This window comes from Rhodococcus sp. IEGM 1351 (assembly GCF_030056875.1).
Classification (GTDB): domain Bacteria; phylum Actinomycetota; class Actinomycetes; order Mycobacteriales; family Mycobacteriaceae; genus Rhodococcus_F; species Rhodococcus_F opacus.
The window spans coordinates 41,875-59,223 of sequence record NZ_JASHKU010000018.1; the positions used below are offsets into that span (position 1 = coordinate 41,875).

The 17,349-nt window shown below is 66.2% G+C and carries 18 protein-coding genes and 1 pseudogene; 12 read left to right on the forward strand and 7 right to left on the reverse strand.

The annotated features are described in order from the left end of the window. Together QM806_RS27605 and QM806_RS27610 are read left to right on the forward strand one after the other, a co-directional pair. Nucleotides 1–185: hypothetical protein (locus QM806_RS27605; protein WP_283293438.1), on the forward strand; the 185-nt coding region annotated here is incomplete at its 5' end. A 171-nt stretch (nucleotides 186–356) separates the two neighbouring features. Next, complete coding sequence (locus QM806_RS27610) at nucleotides 357–608, forward strand: hypothetical protein (protein WP_271209233.1); 252 nt, start codon at nucleotides 357–359, stop codon at nucleotides 606–608. Nucleotides 609–1,126: 518 nt separating this feature from the next. On the opposite strand, the gene QM806_RS27615 is transcribed toward QM806_RS27610, so the two are convergent. The 5 genes and pseudogenes from QM806_RS27615 to QM806_RS27630 all read right to left on the reverse strand — a co-directional run bounded on the left by QM806_RS27615 (nucleotide 1,127) and on the right by QM806_RS27630 (nucleotide 5,187). Continuing rightward, nucleotides 1,127–2,527: a trypsin-like peptidase domain-containing protein gene (locus QM806_RS27615; RefSeq protein WP_283293441.1), complete on the reverse strand. Its 1,401-nt coding sequence runs from the start codon at nucleotides 2,525–2,527 to the stop codon at nucleotides 1,127–1,129. A gap of 141 nt (nucleotides 2,528–2,668) precedes the next feature. Beyond that, nucleotides 2,669–2,781 (reverse strand): annotated as a pseudogene (locus tag QM806_RS41795) (MinD/ParA family protein); the annotation flags it as partial. A gap of 1,028 nt (nucleotides 2,782–3,809) precedes the next feature. Beyond that, nucleotides 3,810–4,418 (reverse strand): FHA domain-containing protein, encoded by a 609-nt coding sequence (locus tag QM806_RS27620; RefSeq protein WP_283293443.1) that lies wholly within the window; start codon nucleotides 4,416–4,418, stop codon nucleotides 3,810–3,812. An 8-nt stretch (nucleotides 4,419–4,426) separates the two neighbouring features. Beyond that, the gene (locus QM806_RS27625) at nucleotides 4,427–4,753 is read right to left on the reverse strand and encodes a hypothetical protein (RefSeq protein WP_271209230.1); all 327 of its coding nucleotides are present in this window, start codon (nucleotides 4,751–4,753) and stop codon (nucleotides 4,427–4,429) included. 164 nt (nucleotides 4,754–4,917) lie between these two features. Next, nucleotides 4,918–5,187: a CD225/dispanin family protein gene (locus tag QM806_RS27630; RefSeq protein WP_283293445.1), complete on the reverse strand. Its 270-nt coding sequence runs from the start codon at nucleotides 5,185–5,187 to the stop codon at nucleotides 4,918–4,920. A 1,326-nt stretch (nucleotides 5,188–6,513) separates the two neighbouring features. On the opposite strand from QM806_RS27630, the gene QM806_RS27635 reads away from it, so the two are divergent. Both QM806_RS27635 and QM806_RS27640 read left to right on the forward strand, forming a co-directional pair. Next, nucleotides 6,514–7,113 carry an LURP-one-related/scramblase family protein gene (locus QM806_RS27635; RefSeq protein WP_283293447.1) on the forward strand — a complete coding sequence of 200 codons (600 nt, stop codon included), beginning with the start codon at nucleotides 6,514–6,516 and terminating at the stop codon, nucleotides 7,111–7,113. A 329-nt stretch (nucleotides 7,114–7,442) separates the two neighbouring features. Further along, nucleotides 7,443–8,399: a DUF4344 domain-containing metallopeptidase gene (locus QM806_RS27640; RefSeq protein WP_283293449.1), complete on the forward strand. Its 957-nt coding sequence runs from the start codon at nucleotides 7,443–7,445 to the stop codon at nucleotides 8,397–8,399. 93 nt (nucleotides 8,400–8,492) lie between these two features. Here the strand turns inward: QM806_RS27640 and QM806_RS27645 are convergent, their stop codons facing one another. Both QM806_RS27645 and QM806_RS27650 read right to left on the reverse strand, forming a co-directional pair. Continuing rightward, nucleotides 8,493–8,768, reverse strand: coding sequence for a hypothetical protein (locus QM806_RS27645; RefSeq protein WP_271209226.1), 276 nt, complete (start codon nucleotides 8,766–8,768; stop codon nucleotides 8,493–8,495). 11 nt (nucleotides 8,769–8,779) lie between these two features. Then, nucleotides 8,780–8,944 carry a hypothetical protein gene (locus QM806_RS27650; protein WP_283293451.1) on the reverse strand — a complete coding sequence of 55 codons (165 nt, stop codon included), beginning with the start codon at nucleotides 8,942–8,944 and terminating at the stop codon, nucleotides 8,780–8,782. A gap of 114 nt (nucleotides 8,945–9,058) precedes the next feature. On the opposite strand from QM806_RS27650, the gene QM806_RS27655 reads away from it, so the two are divergent. From QM806_RS27655 to QM806_RS27690, 8 genes are all read left to right on the forward strand, one after another. Continuing rightward, a complete protein-coding gene (locus QM806_RS27655) occupies nucleotides 9,059–9,367 on the forward strand; it encodes a transposase (protein WP_283293453.1) in 309 nt (102 codons plus the stop codon). Further along, entirely contained in the window at nucleotides 9,364–9,987 is a 624-nt protein-coding gene (locus QM806_RS27660) for an IS3 family transposase (protein WP_283293454.1), read from the forward strand. Before QM806_RS27655 ends, QM806_RS27660 begins: the two co-directional genes overlap by 4 nt. A gap of 103 nt (nucleotides 9,988–10,090) precedes the next feature. Further along, complete coding sequence (locus QM806_RS27665) at nucleotides 10,091–11,299, forward strand: tyrosine-type recombinase/integrase (RefSeq protein WP_061700376.1); 1,209 nt, start codon at nucleotides 10,091–10,093, stop codon at nucleotides 11,297–11,299. Continuing rightward, nucleotides 11,296–12,252 (forward strand): tyrosine-type recombinase/integrase, encoded by a 957-nt coding sequence (locus tag QM806_RS27670; protein ID WP_061700377.1) that lies wholly within the window; start codon nucleotides 11,296–11,298, stop codon nucleotides 12,250–12,252. The genes QM806_RS27665 and QM806_RS27670 overlap by 4 nt, the downstream gene beginning before the upstream one ends. Further along, nucleotides 12,249–13,289 carry a tyrosine-type recombinase/integrase gene (locus tag QM806_RS27675; RefSeq protein ID WP_005562451.1) on the forward strand — a complete coding sequence of 347 codons (1,041 nt, stop codon included), beginning with the start codon at nucleotides 12,249–12,251 and terminating at the stop codon, nucleotides 13,287–13,289. Before QM806_RS27670 ends, QM806_RS27675 begins: the two co-directional genes overlap by 4 nt. 217 nt (nucleotides 13,290–13,506) lie before the next feature. Continuing rightward, nucleotides 13,507–14,745: a tyrosine-type recombinase/integrase gene (locus QM806_RS27680; RefSeq protein WP_283293457.1), complete on the forward strand. Its 1,239-nt coding sequence runs from the start codon at nucleotides 13,507–13,509 to the stop codon at nucleotides 14,743–14,745. Continuing rightward, complete coding sequence (locus QM806_RS27685) at nucleotides 14,742–16,913, forward strand: tyrosine-type recombinase/integrase (RefSeq protein WP_283293458.1); 2,172 nt, start codon at nucleotides 14,742–14,744, stop codon at nucleotides 16,911–16,913. Before QM806_RS27680 ends, QM806_RS27685 begins: the two co-directional genes overlap by 4 nt. Then, a complete protein-coding gene (locus QM806_RS27690; RefSeq protein ID WP_283293460.1) occupies nucleotides 16,913–17,341 on the forward strand; it encodes a DUF6262 family protein in 429 nt (142 codons plus the stop codon). Before QM806_RS27685 ends, QM806_RS27690 begins: the two co-directional genes overlap by 1 nt. The last annotated feature ends 8 nt before the right edge of the window (nucleotides 17,342–17,349 follow it).

Sequence of the window (17,349 nt, forward strand, 5' to 3'; positions counted from 1 at the left end):
TCGGTCTGGAGAACAACCAGCAGGGCGGCGCCGGTGGCGGCAACCAAGTTCCGGGGGTCGGCGGGCTTCCGGGCATCCCCAACGGGGGCAATAACAATGGCGGCGGTGCCGGTGGCGGCAACGGTGGGATCAATATCGGTCTGGAGAACAACCAGCAAGGCGGCGCCGGCGGTGGGAACGGCTGACACCCGCAGGCGAAACCCGAACCCCTGTAGACGGGATTCACTGGATGCCCCGGCGCACACCGCGCCGGGGTTTTCGTGTGGTTCGGCTACCCGGTAGGCGGTGCGGGGGTGCACACTACCATGAGGTTACGGGTCATCCGATGCGGGAGCGGTGGTGGCCGAGTGATGCGGATGGCGCGGTCGCACAAGACCGCGATCGTGCAGGCTCGGCGCAACGCCGAAGCCGGCACGGCGCAGACTCGGCTGCGCAGACAAGACTCGGCACAGGCGCAGCTCGAGGTGTTCGAAAAATGCGGATTGAGCGTGCTTCCCACGCCGCCGGGCTACGCCGGCAAGGTGGCGCTGGACGGCGACCACACCCGCGGGGGCCAAGCGGGTGCGGATTCCGACGGTAGCCGACGCGGAGTACATGAAGATCCCTGACGAGGCTGCCGCTGCGTCACACGATCGGGTGGCGCTCGACCGAATGCGGATCGGGTAGCCGCCCTGAGATCGTCACGCGGGCTGCGGAGTTGGTGGAAGGCGGAGCTGCCGTCCTCAACGGCGCTGACAGCGTGTGCGAGTCGGCCACCGGTGTGGCGAGTCGCGGACGGCGATCTGCGACACATTGCCCTGGCGGCTTCGGTCGACAGGGTCGACACGGCAATCCGCGGACATGCCCCGCCGCACTCGGGGGTGCGCCCCCAGTGAGCGGCATCGTCCGTCACTCACTGGCTCGCATCTGCACTGGCCTCGGCCCGCTTATCAGCCCTGCACTGATCCGGAATCCGGTGGTGTTCGCCTTGGCGCTACAATATTTCGTCCTCCAGCGAGGTGGGCGACCACCTCCGCGCAGGCGGCGAGCCGTCCGGTCGGAGCCGATCCCGGCCCGGGCGTATCGGATGATTGAGGCGGCCGATCAGAGCACGTTGCTCGAAAGGGTAGTGGCCTGCGGGCGTCTGCTATACGGGTTTGCCGCAGCTACTGCAGAATTTGGCATTCGATTCGTTCGCCGTTCCGCATTGACTGCAGAAGCGACGCTGTGCTGTCTCGGGTGGACTCGAGGTTGGGGGCTCGGTGGGACCCGTGTGCGGTGGTTGTCCGCCGGCGGGGCTCGCACCCCGGGGCGAGATCGTGGATGCGCTCTGTGCTGCGCCGGTTCCGGGTGCCGCCCCGGCCGGTCCCGCCCCGGCAGGTGCAGCGGCGGGTGTGGCACCACCGCGCCGGCCGCGCATGAGCACGGTGAGCAGTCCCACCACCACCAGGATCGCTATCACACCTCCGATTACGAACCATGTGAGATTGGATCCGCCCGCCGCGGGTGCTGCATCACCGTATTGATCGCGGTCTTTCGCGGCATCCTGTTTGAGATCAGCGACACCGGGATACCCGGGTGAGGCCGCGAGGACGTCGTCGAAATCCTCGATCGCGGCCGTGTAGTTGCCAGCGAAGTAGTTGGTCAACCCGTCTCGGTACGCGGTATCAGTGGGCCCGAGTGTCGCTTCGACTCCATTGGTGGACAGCATGTCCGAGAGGATGCTCGACGGGGCAATGAAGTTGAAGGCCTGAGTCTCCCCGGTGGGTTTGAAACTGTTGATTCCGAGGACCTTGCCATCGAGCGCGATCGTGGGTCCACCGCTCATGCCCTCGGATATCGCTGCGTCCATCTCGTAGACCGGTACCGTTCCGCTGGTCGATTTCTTGCTGATCTTGCCGCTCTTGCTGGTGGGGTCCAACGTCGGGTCGGTCACCATCTCGGTGCTCGCCGGGTATCCGACCGCGAGGACCGCAGTGCCGACGGCGACATCGGCGTCGGCGCCCAGTTGGGCAGACGGCATGTCCGACTGATGGACCCGGAGAAGCGCGACGTCCCCCTTGTCGGGAGGCACGGCCTCGACCACTTCGGCGGGTTGTGCATCGATTTGGTCTCCGGAGCCGGACAGCACCGCGATGTCGATTTGCGGGCTGGAGCCCCCCTGTTCGCCCTCGACGCGCCAGTTCGCGACCGCCACGTCGAACAGCGCGGGTGCGTCTTGGAGTTTGGTGGGATCGATGCCCTCGAGCCGGGCGGGTTCGACGTTCCCGTCGACGATCGCCTGCACTGCCTGGCCGAGGATCGCCTCCTCTGCTCCCGTGCCGCAGTGACCTGCTGTCGCCACCCATCCGTCGGGGTTGACCACAAAGCCGGAGCATTGCCAGCCGGACTCGAAATAGCCGGAGTCGAGCAGGTTTCCGTTCGGTAGGCGGACCCAACCCTTGGCGGTTGCTTGGATGAACACCACTGCAGGGCGGATGTATGCGGCCGCGACTTCTTCAGGGTTGGAGTCCGGCTTGGGCGTCGGGGTGGGTTGACTGAGTGCCACAGCGGGTGTTCCGACCGACAGTGCGCATGCGAAAACGATGGGAATGGCGAATTTGGTCCGCCATCGAGGATCTGACATTGCGACTTCCCCGTTCTGAGATTGTTCGGCATCGCGTCGGCGACCGTTGAAAGCCGGGATCATCGAACCCGGCCGGGCCGCGCTGATCTGACCACCGTCCGCGCGACCAGGTGCCCGTATCCGTGGTGCTGCAGCCAGTCGAGTACGCCGCGCCGGGCGCGGTCGTTCGCCGGTGATCGTTTTTCTGTCCGGAACCAAGTCTATCCAGGTCGTCGTGTGTTTTGAAAGGGTGTCGGACGGGGGCCGCGACGCGGAATCGGCCCAGGATCGCACTCACTCGTGGCCGTGCCGTATCGCTGGCCTCAATCGCCTGTGGCCGTCACCGCGGAGCATCAGTGGCGAAACGTTATCGCGCGCCGCGACCGTCGCTGGCGCACTTGGCAATCGGCCTGCGCACCTGCCCGGCAGGGAGAATGTGGTGTCGAGGGAGCGGCGCGCCCCGCTCAACCGGCACCGGCCGGGGTGTCGTTTCCTGGAAGCGCCGGCACCGGCGCCGGCACGGGTTCGGCCCGTGCGCCGGGAAATAGACGAGTGCGCGGCGCCAGCGACTAAGGGCGTGTCTCACCTCCATGTGAGACACGCCCTTTAGTCGACAGCTGCGGTGTTCGGTCGGTACACGCCGGGGTGTCCCGGAGGGGCGTTTGATGCTGTCCTGCCTGGCTGGTGATGAGTGTCGGGCCAGGCAGGGCACGCGGAGAACAGAATTCGCCCGTCACGTCGGAGGCGATTGCCGAGCGGACGTACCAGGCCACGTCCCCGAGCACATCCGAACTCGCGGCTTGGGTTCGAACGCGTCCAGCGACAGCAGCAGCCGCCGATGCCTCGTCCTGCCGTGGTGGTGCAATGGAGGCGTCGGATGCCGAGGTGGGCGGAGGCACTCTCGCCGGATCCCCCGCGCGGCCCTTCGCCGGCACCGCAGCCGGACAGACGACCGGGCGCGGGCCTCTAGCGCGCCCGCAGCTACCGGGGCAATGCGCTTGATCCACCACGGTTCGGCGTCTGCTCGTTCGCGGGTGTTGGAATCGTGAGCGGTGAAAGCTACAGACGGATCGGCGGTTCGACCGGCGGTGAGTGTAGCCACGACCTCCAGGAGCGTCAGACCGCGGGTCCGTCCCCGAACGGGTGGCCGGCCAGCGGTGAAGGGGGTGGTGGAGGGTCACCGCAGGCCCGCCGGCCTGCGGTGAGGGTGACGGAAAACAGGGTGTCAGGGGGTGTGTGGTGTGACGATGTTGTTGGTGAGGGCGAGAGCAACGAGTCGGGCACGTTTCTGGTTTCGGGGGAGGTCGTCGATGTCGAATTTGGTGCAGATAGCCCGCAGGTGCGACTTGACGGTTTCGGTGCTCACGTTCAGGGCGTCAGCGATTTGTTGGTTCGATGCAGCGATGGGGTGATCGGTGCCGTCGTGGAATGGCCGGCACAGTTCGGTCAGGACGATGTGCTGGGCGGGTGTGAGGTCGATGGGAGTGTCGATGGTGTCGCCGATATTGGTGACGCCGCATTCCGTCGCGGGCTCCCCGTGGTAAGTGAGGGTGCTCTCGCCGATCCGGATGACATCACCCGGGTGCAGGGTCTGGCGTCCCCGTATTCGGGTGCCGTTGACGAAGGTTCCGTTGCGGGAGAGGCTTTCGTCGGTGATGGTCCAGTAGATGCCGATGCGTTCGACGGTGGCGTGCAGGCGGGAGATGTCCGGGTCGGTGCGCAGTGACAGGTCGGCGTGAGCGGAACGGCCGACGATGATCGGGGAGCGGTCGGGGGACAGTGGTATCTGGTGGGTGTATCCGCGGTCGGTGTAGGTCAGAGTCGGGTCTGTCACGGGGTCTGTCACTGGTGGTCGTCCTTGTGGTACGGGTTGGTTGAGACGGGTGCGGTGGTGGGCATCTGGGCCAGGATCTGCTCGGTGGTGTCGAACATTTGCTGGATGACGATGGCTGCGGCGATACCGAGGGCGAGGCTGACCGCGCTGGCGAGGGGGAGACACGGGGTGAGGACTGCGGGGAAGAACCACAACAGGGTGGCCAGGACGAGGAGCGGGGCGGGCACCACGATCCAGCGGGCTCGGGACAGTTGGTCGCGGTGCACGGTCAGGGCGGTGCGTTGGGTGTGGTGGGGGTCGTTGTTCGGCGCGCCGGTGTAGGCGTTCGTCGTCATGGATGTGCTTTCTCGCGATCGCGGTCGGGGTGGGGTGGTGACGGGTGTCGGTTGTTGCTCGCGTCCTTCTATCGTGGTGGGCGGGGGCTGTTGGCGTTAGCCACCCTGGGGGTGGCTGTGACCACCCCCAGGCCTCTGCTCGTCTGTGTGGGGTTCCGGTTCGGTCAGGTGAATGCGGAGGACAGGCACCAGGCGGTGGTCAGGATGCCGATGCTCAGGGCGATGATGCCGAGGGTTCTGGCCCTCTTTGATGCGGTTCGGGCGCCGTCGAGGTCGCCGCTGTACCAGCGGGGGAACACCTTCAGTGCGTTGCTGAACGCTGCGAAGGCCAGCGGCCAGAAGAACACCACGGCGGCGACGGCCCATCCGACGTTCGAGGGTGGGGGCGGCGACAGCGGCAGAGTGTGCGGTGTGGTCAGTTCGGGCTGTGTCATGTTCTGCTCCTGGGGTTGTGGGTGGGGTTGTGTGCCGTTAACACTGGTTCATGCCGATGTTCGGGCGCGTCCCCTTCAGGGTGAGGCGTGCCCTACCTTGCTATCGGGTGCGGTAATGCGCTGGGGGAGCGCGATCGCGGAGAGTCGGTGAGGTGGGGTGATATGCACCCTGATGGGGATGAGCGACCGCTACGCCGACGGGCATCGTTGACGGCATCGAAAGCCCCACCCACCCCACCCGCACCGGTAAGGAACCAACCGGATCGAACACCCCCCAAGTCCACCAAGTCCGGCCCGTCCAGCCTGCGAGCCCTGGTCGTCGGTGCCGCAGCGGTGCCGATGCTAATTCTGGGGGTGGGCCCCGCGTCCGCTGCCGCGACGTTCCCGTTCGATGTGCCGATCAATATCGGTTTCGAGAACAGCCCACAGGGTGGCGCTGGTACCGGCGGTAGCAATGGCAACGGCAACACGGGAGGCAGCGGCAGCGGCACCGGGTCGGGTAGGTAGCGCGTCATGTCGTGAAGGTCCACGATCGTTGCGTGTGCTGCGGCGGCGGTCCTGAACTGTGGGTACGGGGCTGTCGCCGGGTCGGACGGCCCGATTGCCGGCCGGGCCGTGGTGGCCTGGGTTGCTCCGGACACCCCGGGCGCCGCGGTCTGGCAGCCTGGTGCGCCCGGGAGCGGCGGCCGGGCGGACGGCGGCGACTGTGCCGGCGGATCCGCCGGCAGTGGTGTCGGCAACCGCGGCGGCAGCGACACGGGCGGGGCCGGAGGTAACACGCCGGATAGCCGCCGCCGCGGGTGAACAACCGGAAGGGTGAGTAACCCCTCCGACCGTTCACACCACTTTCTATCGACGACCGATGCTCATCGGGCGGATATGCCCGGCGGGCAACGGTCGCGCGGTGACGGTGCTCGGGTACGTAACAGGCGACGTCACTTTCACTGTTGATCTTGGTCTTTGGTCATTGTTGGTCCGTCGCACCGCGGCGGAAAGGGAAAGAAAATCATGGTGCACAGACGCGTATTTCGCCGATCGCCGAGGGTCGACGTCGGCCCGGAGGAGCCCGGTGGCGTGTGGCACCGTCGGCGGCTGTTCGCCGGCGGGCGGCGGAACTATACTCCGGGGATGGCGGAGGATGAGCCTGGCGGGGACCCGGATCCGGACCGATCCGCGAGCCCACACGAGCCCCCAGTGGGAGGCAGTGCGTGGGAAGTGAGCATCGAGGGTCGGCACGACGCGGACCGCATCCGCGACCAGGTGCGGCGCGGGGCGAACATCGGCGACACCGTCGGCGGTGGTGGCGGAACTCTGTTCACCGAGCCGGTGCTGGTGGTCAATCAACGGGCCAAACTGATCGAACTGGCTGCGGAATTCGCCATCTATGATCAACACGGCCACCCGATCGGCTCGGTCGTCCAGGTCGGTCAGTCCACCACGAAGAAGGTGGCGCGATTCATCGGACGCCTCGATCAGTTCTTCACCCACACCCTCGAGGTGCGCGACACCAGTGGCGCGGTGGTGTTACGTCTGATTCGCCCGGCGAAGGTGGCCAAATCCCGGATCGAGGTCGAGCGCGGCGACGGGGAGCCGATCGGGGAAATCAAGCAGGACAACGTGCTCGGCGCGATCACCTTCTCCTTGTCCGCTGACGGTGTCACCGTGGGGGCGATCAAGGCCGAAAACGTGCTGGCCTGGGACTTCTCGGTGGTCGACGAGTCCGACACCGAGGTCGCCCGGATCAGCAAGACATGGGCGGGCTGGGACAAGGCGGCACTGACCAACGCCGACAAGTATGTCGTGAGGATCCACCGGCGGCTGCCGGATCCGTTGGCACGTCTGGTGGTTGCGGCCAGCCTGTCGATCGACCTGGCACTGAAACAAGACGACAAGGGATTGAGCGTGTCCGATCTGTTCCCCTGGTGATCCGGCTGGGGCACTATTGGATTCGATTCAGTAAGCTAGGGGTTAGGTCGAATCGCGGTGGGTCCGAAGTCGGCGAGCGCCACCGTCACCCTATCTTCCGGCAACGACGCGCCGGGATCAGCATGTGCGAGTGCCGCTGTCGTCCGGGCGCCGGTGACGACCTGCGCCAGCCGACTTTGTCTCCACCCGAGCGCGCACACACAGAGCATTGCTTTCGCTTGGTAACAAACATGATTCCACAGAAGGGTAAGCCCCTCGGTGACAGAGGGCTTGCTACAATTTTGCCACGCTCCGGCAATTCACGACATGGTCTTGTGGAGTTGATTTCGATGGCTGCACTGCATGCTCGGCTCCACTGGTCCGCGGCGGTTGCTGTGGTACTGCTCGCGGTGACCGTGGGGTGTTCGTCGGGCGGCGAGGACAGTGCGGCGTCAGAGGCCGCGGCGACGACGAGGCAGGTGCCGGACACGGCCAAGTTCGTGCCCGAGTACCAGGATGCGGGCCTGTCGGAGATGAGCCAGGCAGGCCATGACATCGCCCGCGACAACGAGGTGATCGAAGAGTTGGCCGAGGCGTTGGGGGAGATCTACAAACTCCCCAAGGACTTCCCGATCATCGGTGTGGAATGCGGTGGGTTCGGCGTGATCTGGGATTCGGAGAACGACTGGATGGTGTTGTGTTACGAGATATTCACGGTCGCCGAGGATTACGCGAGACTGCAGGCGGAGGGCCGCGCCGACAACTCCGACCTGTCCTTCGACGGGATCACCCGGATGCTCACGTTCCACGGGTCCGGTCACATGGCGATCGACCTGTACTCGCTGCCGACCACGGGGTGGGAAGAGGATTCCGCCGATCAACTCGGTGCCCTGCTCCAGTTGACCACGCCCGGCCCGGCCGGGGTGGCGGGTGTGGCTGCGGCGGCGGACTTCTGGTTCGACATCTCCACCGACCCGGCGAGCCTGACCGCGGAGTCGGTGACCGCAGAGTCGGTCTTCGCCTACAGTCATGCACTCGACGAGGTCCGCGGTTACAACCTGCTGTGCTGGGATTACGGTGCCCTTCCCGAGACCCTCGGCGTGTTGGTGGCCGAGCCCGGAGGGCCGGAGCGGGAGGGGCAGCTGCCGGCGGACCGCGCGGCGGGGTGTCCGGAGGAGTATCAGAAGATCCTCGCGTCGTGGACCACAGTGCTCGAGCCGTACCTCACGGTCGAACTCGGTGTTCCCGCCGAGGAGGCGAGCGGTTCCCCGGCGGCGACGTCGACGACCACGACCGGAACCCGGTAACCCACCCCCACTGCACGGGGGTTCGGGCGGGCACCGAAGGAATGGGCGACACCTGTGCTGTCCGACCGGTAACGCGGTGCCTCGGGGCCGGGGTCAGTGTTCGATCCATCGAGGGGGCGGGTCGGTGCGGTTGTCCCCGTTCCAGTCGGCCTTCTTGTCTGCCCGCTGGTGCTGGTGCTGGTGGTGGTTGTGGTTGTCGTGCGGTGGTGGGAGGGGTGTGTCGGTGACGGTGGACAGGCGTCGTCGTAGTTCGGCGACTTTCTGGGGGTCGGCGTGTGCGGTGAGGCGGTCTCCGATTTCTCCGAGGACGAACATTGCGATGATGGGAGCGACGAGGACGCAGATGACGATGACGGTGGCGGTGGTCATGGGTGTCGGACCTAGCGGGGCCGCAGGTGCGAGGCGAGCCGGTCGACCTTGCGGAGGTGATAGTGAAACGCGAGTGGTAGTGCTGCGATGAGGATCATCGAGATCGCGGAGCGCAGGTGGGTGGCCGAGGTGGCGGAGCCCTCGGCGGCGTAGATGATTGCGCCGAGAATCAGCATGAGCCAGACCGTCGCAGCGACGATCAGTGTGATCAGGCGCGTTCGGGCTGAGCCTCCCCCGTTTCTCCGGACACTTCCGAACCAGGTTTTATGTGGAGACCGAGGAAGGACATCATGGGAACGAGGAAGTATCCGCCGGAGCTGCGGGAACGTGCGGTGCGGTTGTATCGGGAGTCGGATCCGAAGCCGGTGCTCCGCCGGCTGGCCGAGCAGTTGAACGTGCACCCGGAGGCGCTGCGGAACTGGATCCGCCAGGCCGAGGCCGATCACGGGGAGCGCGACGACCGGCCGTCGACGGCGATGATCGAGGAGAACCGGCGCCTGGCCCGGGAGGTCGCGGAGCTGCGGCGGGTGAACGAGGTGCTGCGGGCGGCGAGCGCGTATTTCGCTGCGGAGATCGACCCGACCCGGAGAAGGTCATGAGTTTCATTGATGCGCATGACTTCTCGGTCGGTCTCGTATTGCGGGTCCTGGGTATCGCCTCGTCGACGTACTACGAGTGGCGGGCGCGAGCAACCCTGCCCGCTCGGCGCCGACGTGAGGACGCCGAGCTGCTGGCGTTGATCGACGAGATCCGCGCCTCACACGAGTTCGCTGGCACGTACGGGTCCCCGCGGGTGTGGCTGGAGCTGCGCCGCCGCGGGGTGCGGGTCGGCCGAAAACGGGTCGAGCGGATCATGCGCGAGAGCGGACGCCGAGGCGCCTACCTGCGCAAGGGGTGGAAGGGTGGCTCGACGAAGCAGAATCCGCGGCACACCGCCGCCCCGGATCTGCTGGACCGGGACTTCACCGCGACCGCGCCCAACACCAAGTGGGTGGCCGACCTGACGCGGATCCTCACCGGTGAGGGGGTGTTGTGGTTGGCGAGTGTGCGCGACGCGTTCTCGAACAAGGTGGTCGGCTGGCGATCCGGCCCGCGGGCGGACACCGACCTGGTGCTCTCGGCGCTCGACTATGCCCTGTTCTCCCGCGATGTCCGGGGCGGGGGGTTGATTTTCCACAGCGATTATGCCGAGGTTTTCGTTAAGCCGAGGAATTTGTGAGTTTGTCTGTGCTGCTTAGATATTCTGAGTATTCATTCGGCTTAACGATTGACTGTCAGGCTTACGTTTGTCGTGTCCATGCCCCTATGGGAAGGAGACGGCGATGGATACGACGATCACCAGGATCGGTGCGGTTGTTATTGCCGAGTTGCGTTCAGTCGGCTACATGGAATCGACGATCGGGCAGTACGGAAAGACCATCAAGGCGCTCACCGAATACGCGAAGCGACACGGTGCAAATGCTTACACGCCAGCGTTGGGTGCCGGCTTCGCGTCGATGACGACCAGCCCGCGCACGGGACGGTTCAGCGCGCAGCGCAGGTTCGACTACCGACGACTGGTAGCCCTGTTCGACTCCTACGTGACCACCGGACGGGTCGACCTGTCGATGCGTAGGCGCGGCGGTGGTGGTCCGCGACCGACATCTGCTCAGTTTGTGGTGCTTAATGATTCGTGGGAATCGGACATGGCCGAACGCGGTTTGGCTGCAGCAACGCGTGAGGCCTACGGCCGGACGGCCCGCGGCTACCTGTGTTTTCTCGAATCGAGAGGAACCGTCGAACTCGATGACGCCGACGGTGGCACCGTTCTGGAGTTCCTGCGTTCGTTGTCGCCGAGGTGGGCGAAAACCACGTTGTTTTGGGTGGTGTCGAACCTTCGCCCCTTCCTGACCTTCATAAACCGGGCAGATCTGATCGACGCGGTCAATCTGGCGGGAGTGAAACGTCCCCATCCGATAGTGCCGGTCCTCGGTGACGACGATCATCGGCGGATCATCGCCGCGTGCACGTCCGGCATCGTGTGCGTTCGTGACGCCGCAATCACCTTGCTGGCACTGTCGACCGGGCTTCGGGCCTGCGACATCATTGCGTTGCGACTGGGCGATATCGACTGGCAGGGGCAGACGATCTCGCTCGTGCAGCAAAAGACGGGCAACCCGCTCACCGTCCCGCTGATCGACGTTCTCACCTCGACGCTCGCCGACTATGTTGTGCATGAGCGGCCCGAAACCGAAGACGATCACCTGTTCGTACGCCGGGTGGCGCCGCATGTTCGGCTTCGTGATCACGCCTCGATCCACCGGGTGACTGCGACGGTGTTCACCGCTGCCGAGGTGACCGATGTCAAGGGTGGAACCCGTCTTCTGCGGCATAACGCCGCCTCTCGGATGCTGCGGGCCGCGACTCCGTTGCCGACCATCGCGGCGGTGCTCGGTCTCGCGAGCGAGGAATCGGCCAAGCAGTACATGAATATCGATGACGAGCGGCTGCTCCGGTGCGTGCTGGCGGTGCCGCAAAGCGCACGGCCATGAACGGCCGCGGATTCACCAGCGCGTTCGCGACGCAGTTGGCTGAGTACGTCGAGTTCAAAAGGGCGATGGGTTGCGACGGTGCCTCGCGGATCTGGTATCTGAACAAGTTCGACTCCTATTGCGCCGAGCACGAGCGGACCCTTTTCGATCAGGAGACCGTCGAAGCCTGGGTGACAGCGCAATTGGCCACCTCCGGCCGGTACCGGTCGTGGATGTCATACATCCGCGACCTCGGCCGCTTTCTGCGTGCCACTGGGCACACAGACGCCTACGTGCTCTCCGACAGGTGGAAGTCCGCGGTCGTGCCCGCCCGTCCCTACCTGCTCACTGCCAAGGAGATCGACGCGTTCTTCGCCGCCGCGGCACAGCTGAACACGGCATCGCCGTGGCGGTGGCAGGCGAGCGCATTCTTCACTCTGATGCACTCGTCGGGCCTCCGCACCTGCGAGGTCCGCCGCTTGCTGGTCGAGCACGTCGACCTGCCGGGCCGGCACATCGACGTGATCTGGTCCAAAGGCAGACGCAGCCGCAGACTGCCGATCACCAGTGATATCGCCGACGTGCTGGCAGCGTGCGACGACACCTCGAGATCGACTATCGGTGCCGGGCGGGAAACGTTCTTCACCTCCTCGACCGGCCAGCCGGTCACCGCCGCTACGGTCGGGGTGATGTTCAACCGGATCTGGGATAACGCCGGCTTGGCGCGACCGGCGAGCGGACAGCGTCCCCGCCCCTACGATTTCCGGCACCATTTCGCCTACGCCAACATCGAACGATGGATGGCCGACGGCATCGACGTCGGCGCGATGTTGCCGTATCTGTCGACCTACATGGGTCACGCAACGGTCGAGTCGACCTACTACTACATTCACACATCGCCCGGCTTCATGGACGCCTACGGGCACATCACCGCCGGTGCCGGCTCGCTGCTCCCGGAGGTCGGATTCGAATGAAACACAACACCACAACCGGCGCGCCGGACTTCTACACATTCGCGCGCGGCTTCCTGCACACGTACATGCCCACAATCCGCAGACTCTCACCGAAAACGGTCGAGGCCTACCGGATCAGCTTGGAATGCTTCCTCACCTTCCTCACCGACCACGAGCACATCGACCGCGCACGGGTGAGCTTCGACCACTTCGACCGAACACATCTGAAAGCATGGATGATCTGGCTCGCCGACGACAAACAATATTCAGCGCGAACCATCACCCTGCGGATCAGCGCCCTCAAAGCTTTTCTGGCCTACGCCGCCGCCGAGGATGTCAGCCTCATGGCACTGAGCGAGGCGGCACGAACCCTCAAGACCCCGTCCGCCCCGAAGAAGCCGATCGAATATCTCACCGAAGACCAGACGCGAGCCTTCCTATCCGTATTCACCGGGCGCACCGGGAAATCACGCCGCAACCGAATGCTCCTGATCCTGCTCTACGACACCGCCGCCCGGGTCAGCGAAATCACCGCCCTCACACTGGCCGACCTGTCGCTGACCAAACCAGGGCACCTCACGCTCACCGGGAAACGCGACAAGACCCGAATCGTGCCCCTTGCCGGCAAGACGATCGAGCACCTGCGCGTCTACCTGAAAGAATTCCACCCGAACATCGCGGGCCAACCCGCGACGCGTCCGCTGTTCTACAGCCTCCGCGGCGGCCAGCCCGTCGGCTTGTCGAGCGACACCGTCGCGGCCGTAGTCAAACAGGCCGCGGCGACCGCGCGAAAGACCTGCCCCACAATGCCGGCCAGGATCCACTGCCACATGCTGCGCAAAACGAAGGCCATGGACCTTTACCGGCACGGCATCCCACTGCCGATCATCATGAGACTTCTCGGCCACGAAAACGTCTCGACAACCGCCGCCTTCTACGCATTCTCCACCATCGACATGATGCGCGCCGCCGTCGACGCCGCCACCCCAACACCCGGCGACCCCGCCGAACACCCCCTCGCCGAAGACGCACTGCAAGCCCTCTACAGCCTGCGATGAACCTGAATCGTTAAGCCGAAGAATCCGACAGAAACAGGCAACTGACCAGACCCGCCCCCCGATTCCTCGGCTTAACAAAAACCTCGGCATAATCACTGTTAAGCGGAATTCCTATCTGGGGTTGCGTGACCACCGTCCGCAACGAATGGTGAGAGTTCTTTACGACGGTCGGCGTGTCTGTCGCGGACGTTCTATCCGGGGTGGTTACGCTACGGATGTGACGACGATCACAGGAACGGTCGGGACGTGTTGTCGGGTGCAGCGGCTGGTCCTGCCCGAGGGCGGGGGCCACACCTGGACGGTGCTCGGCTCGGATCATCGCCCGGTGGTACCGGTGGAGGAGTACCTGGAATATCTTCGGGCCCAGCAGGTGTCGCCGAATACGGTGAAGTCCTACGCGCGGGCGTTGGCGTTGTGGTGGCAGTTCCTGGAGCTGTTCGGGCTGGCCTGGGATGCGGTGACGTTGGAGAACTTCGGTGCGTTCCTGACGTGGTTGCGCACCGGGGACGAGCCGGGGGTGGTGTCGATCGAGCGCCGTGGTGCCCGATTCGCCGAGTCGACGATCTCCGCGCGGCTGGGTGCGGTGCTGTCCTGCTACGACTATCACGTGCTCAACGGCGTGGACGTCGGCCGGGACCTGCATCGGATCACCCATCGCGGCGGCGGCCGGTACAAGCCACTGCTCGAGCACGTCGCGCGGCGCAAGGGGCGTCGCCAGGCGGTGATCCGGGTGCGCCGCCCGGGCCGGGCGGCGCCACCGATCCTGACGCCCGAGCAGATCGAGCGGATCTGTGAGGCATGCGCGAGTTGGGATCCCGACACGCGGGAGTGGCGTGGGTCGGTGCGCAACAGGCTGCTATGGATGTTGTTGGCGGAGACGGGAGTTCGGCTGGGTGAGGCGCTCGGTTTGCAGCATCGCGATTGGCACACCGGGTGCGGCGACACCCCGTACGTCGAGATCGTCGCCCGAGACCACCCACACGGGGTGCGGGCCAAGAGCGGCTACCGGCGGGTGTATGTCTCCGACGAGCTGGACCGCCTCTACGGCGAGTACGTCTGGCGGTTGTGTGAGGCCGGCGCCGACCTGGCCACCGACGACTTCGACGGCACCTGCGTGTTCGTCAACCTCGACCGGGACCCGCGGTTCGCGCCGTGGCGACCGGAGTCCGTCTACGACCTGGTGGACCGGCTACGCCGGCAACTGTCCGGGCAGGTACCGCAGGCCTGGACCCCGCACTGGATGCGGCATTCGCACGCCACAGCGCTGTTGCTGTCGGGGGTACCCGTGCACGTGGTGAGTCGACGATTGGGACATCTCGACGTGCAGACCACGCTCAACACGTACGCGCACGTGACCGAGGACGCCGAGATGCGGGCGGCCGCCGACTGGAAGGCGTTCACCGGCGGCTGGCGAGTCGGCGCGCACCGCGACGACCGGATCGGGTCCGGCTCGTGACCGGCGGGCGCGACGAGGCCACGATCGACTGGGTGGAAGCGGCCCGCGTCCGCTGCGACCCGCAGGCGCTGGAGGACTTGTGGGCGGCGGTGCCGGAACCGATGCGGCTGGCGTGCTTCGCCGAGTCAAGTGTCCCAACGGAATACGCGGGAGCGTTCTGCCACGACGGGACCTGGCGGGCCGGGGTGGACCTGTCGCAACTGCCGGAGCCGATGCGCCGGGAGGTGGCGTGGTGTGTGTTCCGGATCATCGAGCTGGGTGGGAAGATCCCGACACCGGGGTTGAGCATGCTGGTGCGCCGGCTCGGTGAGGTGATCGCCGATCGTGCCGGACGGCCGCCCGCCTCCCTGCTCGGACTGCCCGTGCGGGACTGGTGCCAACAGATCCAGCGTGCGGTGCACCGGCGCCGCGGGCGGCTGCCGGCGGTCACCACGATGAAGAACATCCGCTGCCTGCTGACGCGGATGATGCGTCTGCTCGTCACCGCCTCCGACACCGGCCCGTGGTGGCAGCGGGATCGATGGAACCCGGTCGAGGACAACAGGATCCCGCTGCGCGAGCACGAGCCGATGGGCCGGTACTCGGTGCGGTTCGACCGGATCGGCACCCGGTGGCTGCGGCGCGGGCTGCAGTGGCACTGCAAGGTCGGGCTGGAGACGGGATCGTTGAGCTGGTCGACGGTGCACCGCCGGATCGTGGCGGTGGTCGAGTTCGACGGTTTCCTGGGCGGTCGCGGGGTCGACGGGCCGTGGCTGGTCGATGACGCCGCCGGGACGCGGGCCCTCATGCTGGAGTTCCTCGGTCATCTCCGCGCCAGGCCGGTCACCCGTGGACGCCGCACCGGCAAGCGGTTGTCGCCGGAGTCGGTGCAGCACCGGGCCAGCGATGTGGAGCAGTTCTACCTATTCATGACCGACAACAAGGACGCGGCCGCCGCGGCGCTGGCCGAACCGGGCTGGCTGCGACTCGGGCCCGAGCACGCCGGCTTCTACCGGCGTGGTGAGCTGCCCGGCAAGCCGCGGCCCCGACTCGACGGTCAGGTCATCGACGACGACGCCATGACACGGATCATGGGAGGGTTGGACCTGCTCGGCGCCGCGGTCGCCGACGGCGGGTTCGGTGACGAACAGGCCATGCGGATCACCATGCTGGTGGCGTTGTTGGGCCGGCGCGTCAGCGAGATCTGCCTGCTGGACCGCGACCCGCTGCTGCCGTTGTCGCCGACGACCACATCCTCACCGGGCGACCCCGACGCAGACGGCGACGAGCAGGGGCTGGTCGCCAAGCTCCGCTACCAGCAGACGAAGATCGACGGTGCACCGGACACCATCCCGGTGCATGCCGAGGTCGTCGCGATCATCCGTGAGCAGCAGCAGTGGGCGCAACGGTTCCTCGCCGAACACGGCGCACCCGGCAGGACCCCGAAGTACCTGTTCCTGGCCGCGCTGATGAACCGCAACGGCGACAAACCCTACTCCGGCACCAACCTGCGGAATCTGCTGACTGATCTGGCCGTCCGGCTGGACGTGCGCGACAGCACCGGAGCCCTGGTCGATTTCAACCGCACCCACCGATTCCGCCACACCGTCGCCACCCGGTTGCTGAACAGCGGCGTCCCGTTGCACGTGCTGCAGCGCTACCTCGGGCACCTCACGCCGACTATGAGCATGACGTATGCGCAGACGTTGCAGTCCACCGCCGAGGCCGAGTTTCTGCGCTTCCGCAAGATCACCGCCGACGGGCGCGAGCTCGAGGTCGATCCCCGCGACCTCTACGACATGCTCGAGCTGGACAGACGCACCGACCGGATCCTGCCCAACGGGTACTGCCTGCTGCCGCCCCGTCAGGTCTGCGGCAAGGGCAACGCCTGCCTGACCTGCGACAAGTACGCCACCGACGCCACCTTCCTGCCCGAGCTGCAAACCCAGCTCGCCCGAACCGACCAACTCATCACCGAACGCCGCGCGACGTTCGAGGCCCGCACCGGACACCCGATGGGCGAGGACAACATCTGGCTCGCCGGACGCCACCAGGAACGCGACGCCCTCGGCCGAATCATCCTCACCCTCGGGCACACCCGGCTCACCGACGGCACCGCCGGGGCGATCCGCGGCGCCGGCGTCGAGGCCCGCACCGAGGCCATCACCGGAAAAGAGGACAACCACTGATGCGTGGCAACCCGGACAACCTCCGCCAGGCCGCCGCCCGCAAGAGCGCCGCCGCTCAGGCCCGAGCCGAGCAAGGACTGCACGAGATCATCCGCCGCAACGAGCCGATCACCTTCCGCGGCCTCGCCCGGACCGCGGGTGTCTCCCTGGACTTCCTCTACCGCTGCACCCCGATCCGCCAACGCGTCCAACAACTTCGGGCCCAACAACAGAACACACCACCACCGGCAGCAGCGGCCCCGACCCGAGACGACTCTGCGAGCAGCGTCGTCCGCACCCTCACCGCCCAGCTCACCGAACTCAAACGACGTCACCGTGACGAGATCAACGCTCTCAGACAAGCGCTCGAGGCCGCACACGGCGAGAATCTCGAACTACGTCGCCGCCTCGGCGCCCAAAGCGCCCTCCACGACACCAAGGCACCCTGACGCTCCTC

Bases quoted from the DNA above. Each gene is read 5' to 3' on its own strand.
- QM806_RS27610 (WP_271209233.1), top strand. From the start codon at position 357: ATGGCGCGGTCGCACAAGACCGCGATCGTGCAGGCTCGGCGCAACGCC.
- QM806_RS27625 (WP_271209230.1), bottom strand. From the start codon at position 4,753: ATGACGACGAACGCCTACACCGGCGCGCCGAACAACGACCCCCACCAC.
- QM806_RS27630 (WP_283293445.1), bottom strand. From the start codon at position 5,187: ATGACACAGCCCGAACTGACCACACCGCACACTCTGCCGCTGTCGCCG.
- QM806_RS27640 (WP_283293449.1), top strand. From the start codon at position 7,443: ATGGCTGCACTGCATGCTCGGCTCCACTGGTCCGCGGCGGTTGCTGTG.
- QM806_RS27645 (WP_271209226.1), bottom strand. From the start codon at position 8,768: ATGACCACCGCCACCGTCATCGTCATCTGCGTCCTCGTCGCTCCCATC.
- QM806_RS27650 (WP_283293451.1), bottom strand. From the start codon at position 8,944: ATGCTGATTCTCGGCGCAATCATCTACGCCGCCGAGGGCTCCGCCACC.
- QM806_RS27655 (WP_283293453.1), top strand. From the start codon at position 9,059: ATGGGAACGAGGAAGTATCCGCCGGAGCTGCGGGAACGTGCGGTGCGG.
- QM806_RS27660 (WP_283293454.1), top strand. From the start codon at position 9,364: ATGAGTTTCATTGATGCGCATGACTTCTCGGTCGGTCTCGTATTGCGG.
- QM806_RS27665 (WP_061700376.1), top strand. From the start codon at position 10,091: ATGGATACGACGATCACCAGGATCGGTGCGGTTGTTATTGCCGAGTTG.
- QM806_RS27670 (WP_061700377.1), top strand. From the start codon at position 11,296: ATGAACGGCCGCGGATTCACCAGCGCGTTCGCGACGCAGTTGGCTGAG.
- QM806_RS27675 (WP_005562451.1), top strand. From the start codon at position 12,249: ATGAAACACAACACCACAACCGGCGCGCCGGACTTCTACACATTCGCG.
- QM806_RS27690 (WP_283293460.1), top strand. From the start codon at position 16,913: ATGCGTGGCAACCCGGACAACCTCCGCCAGGCCGCCGCCCGCAAGAGC.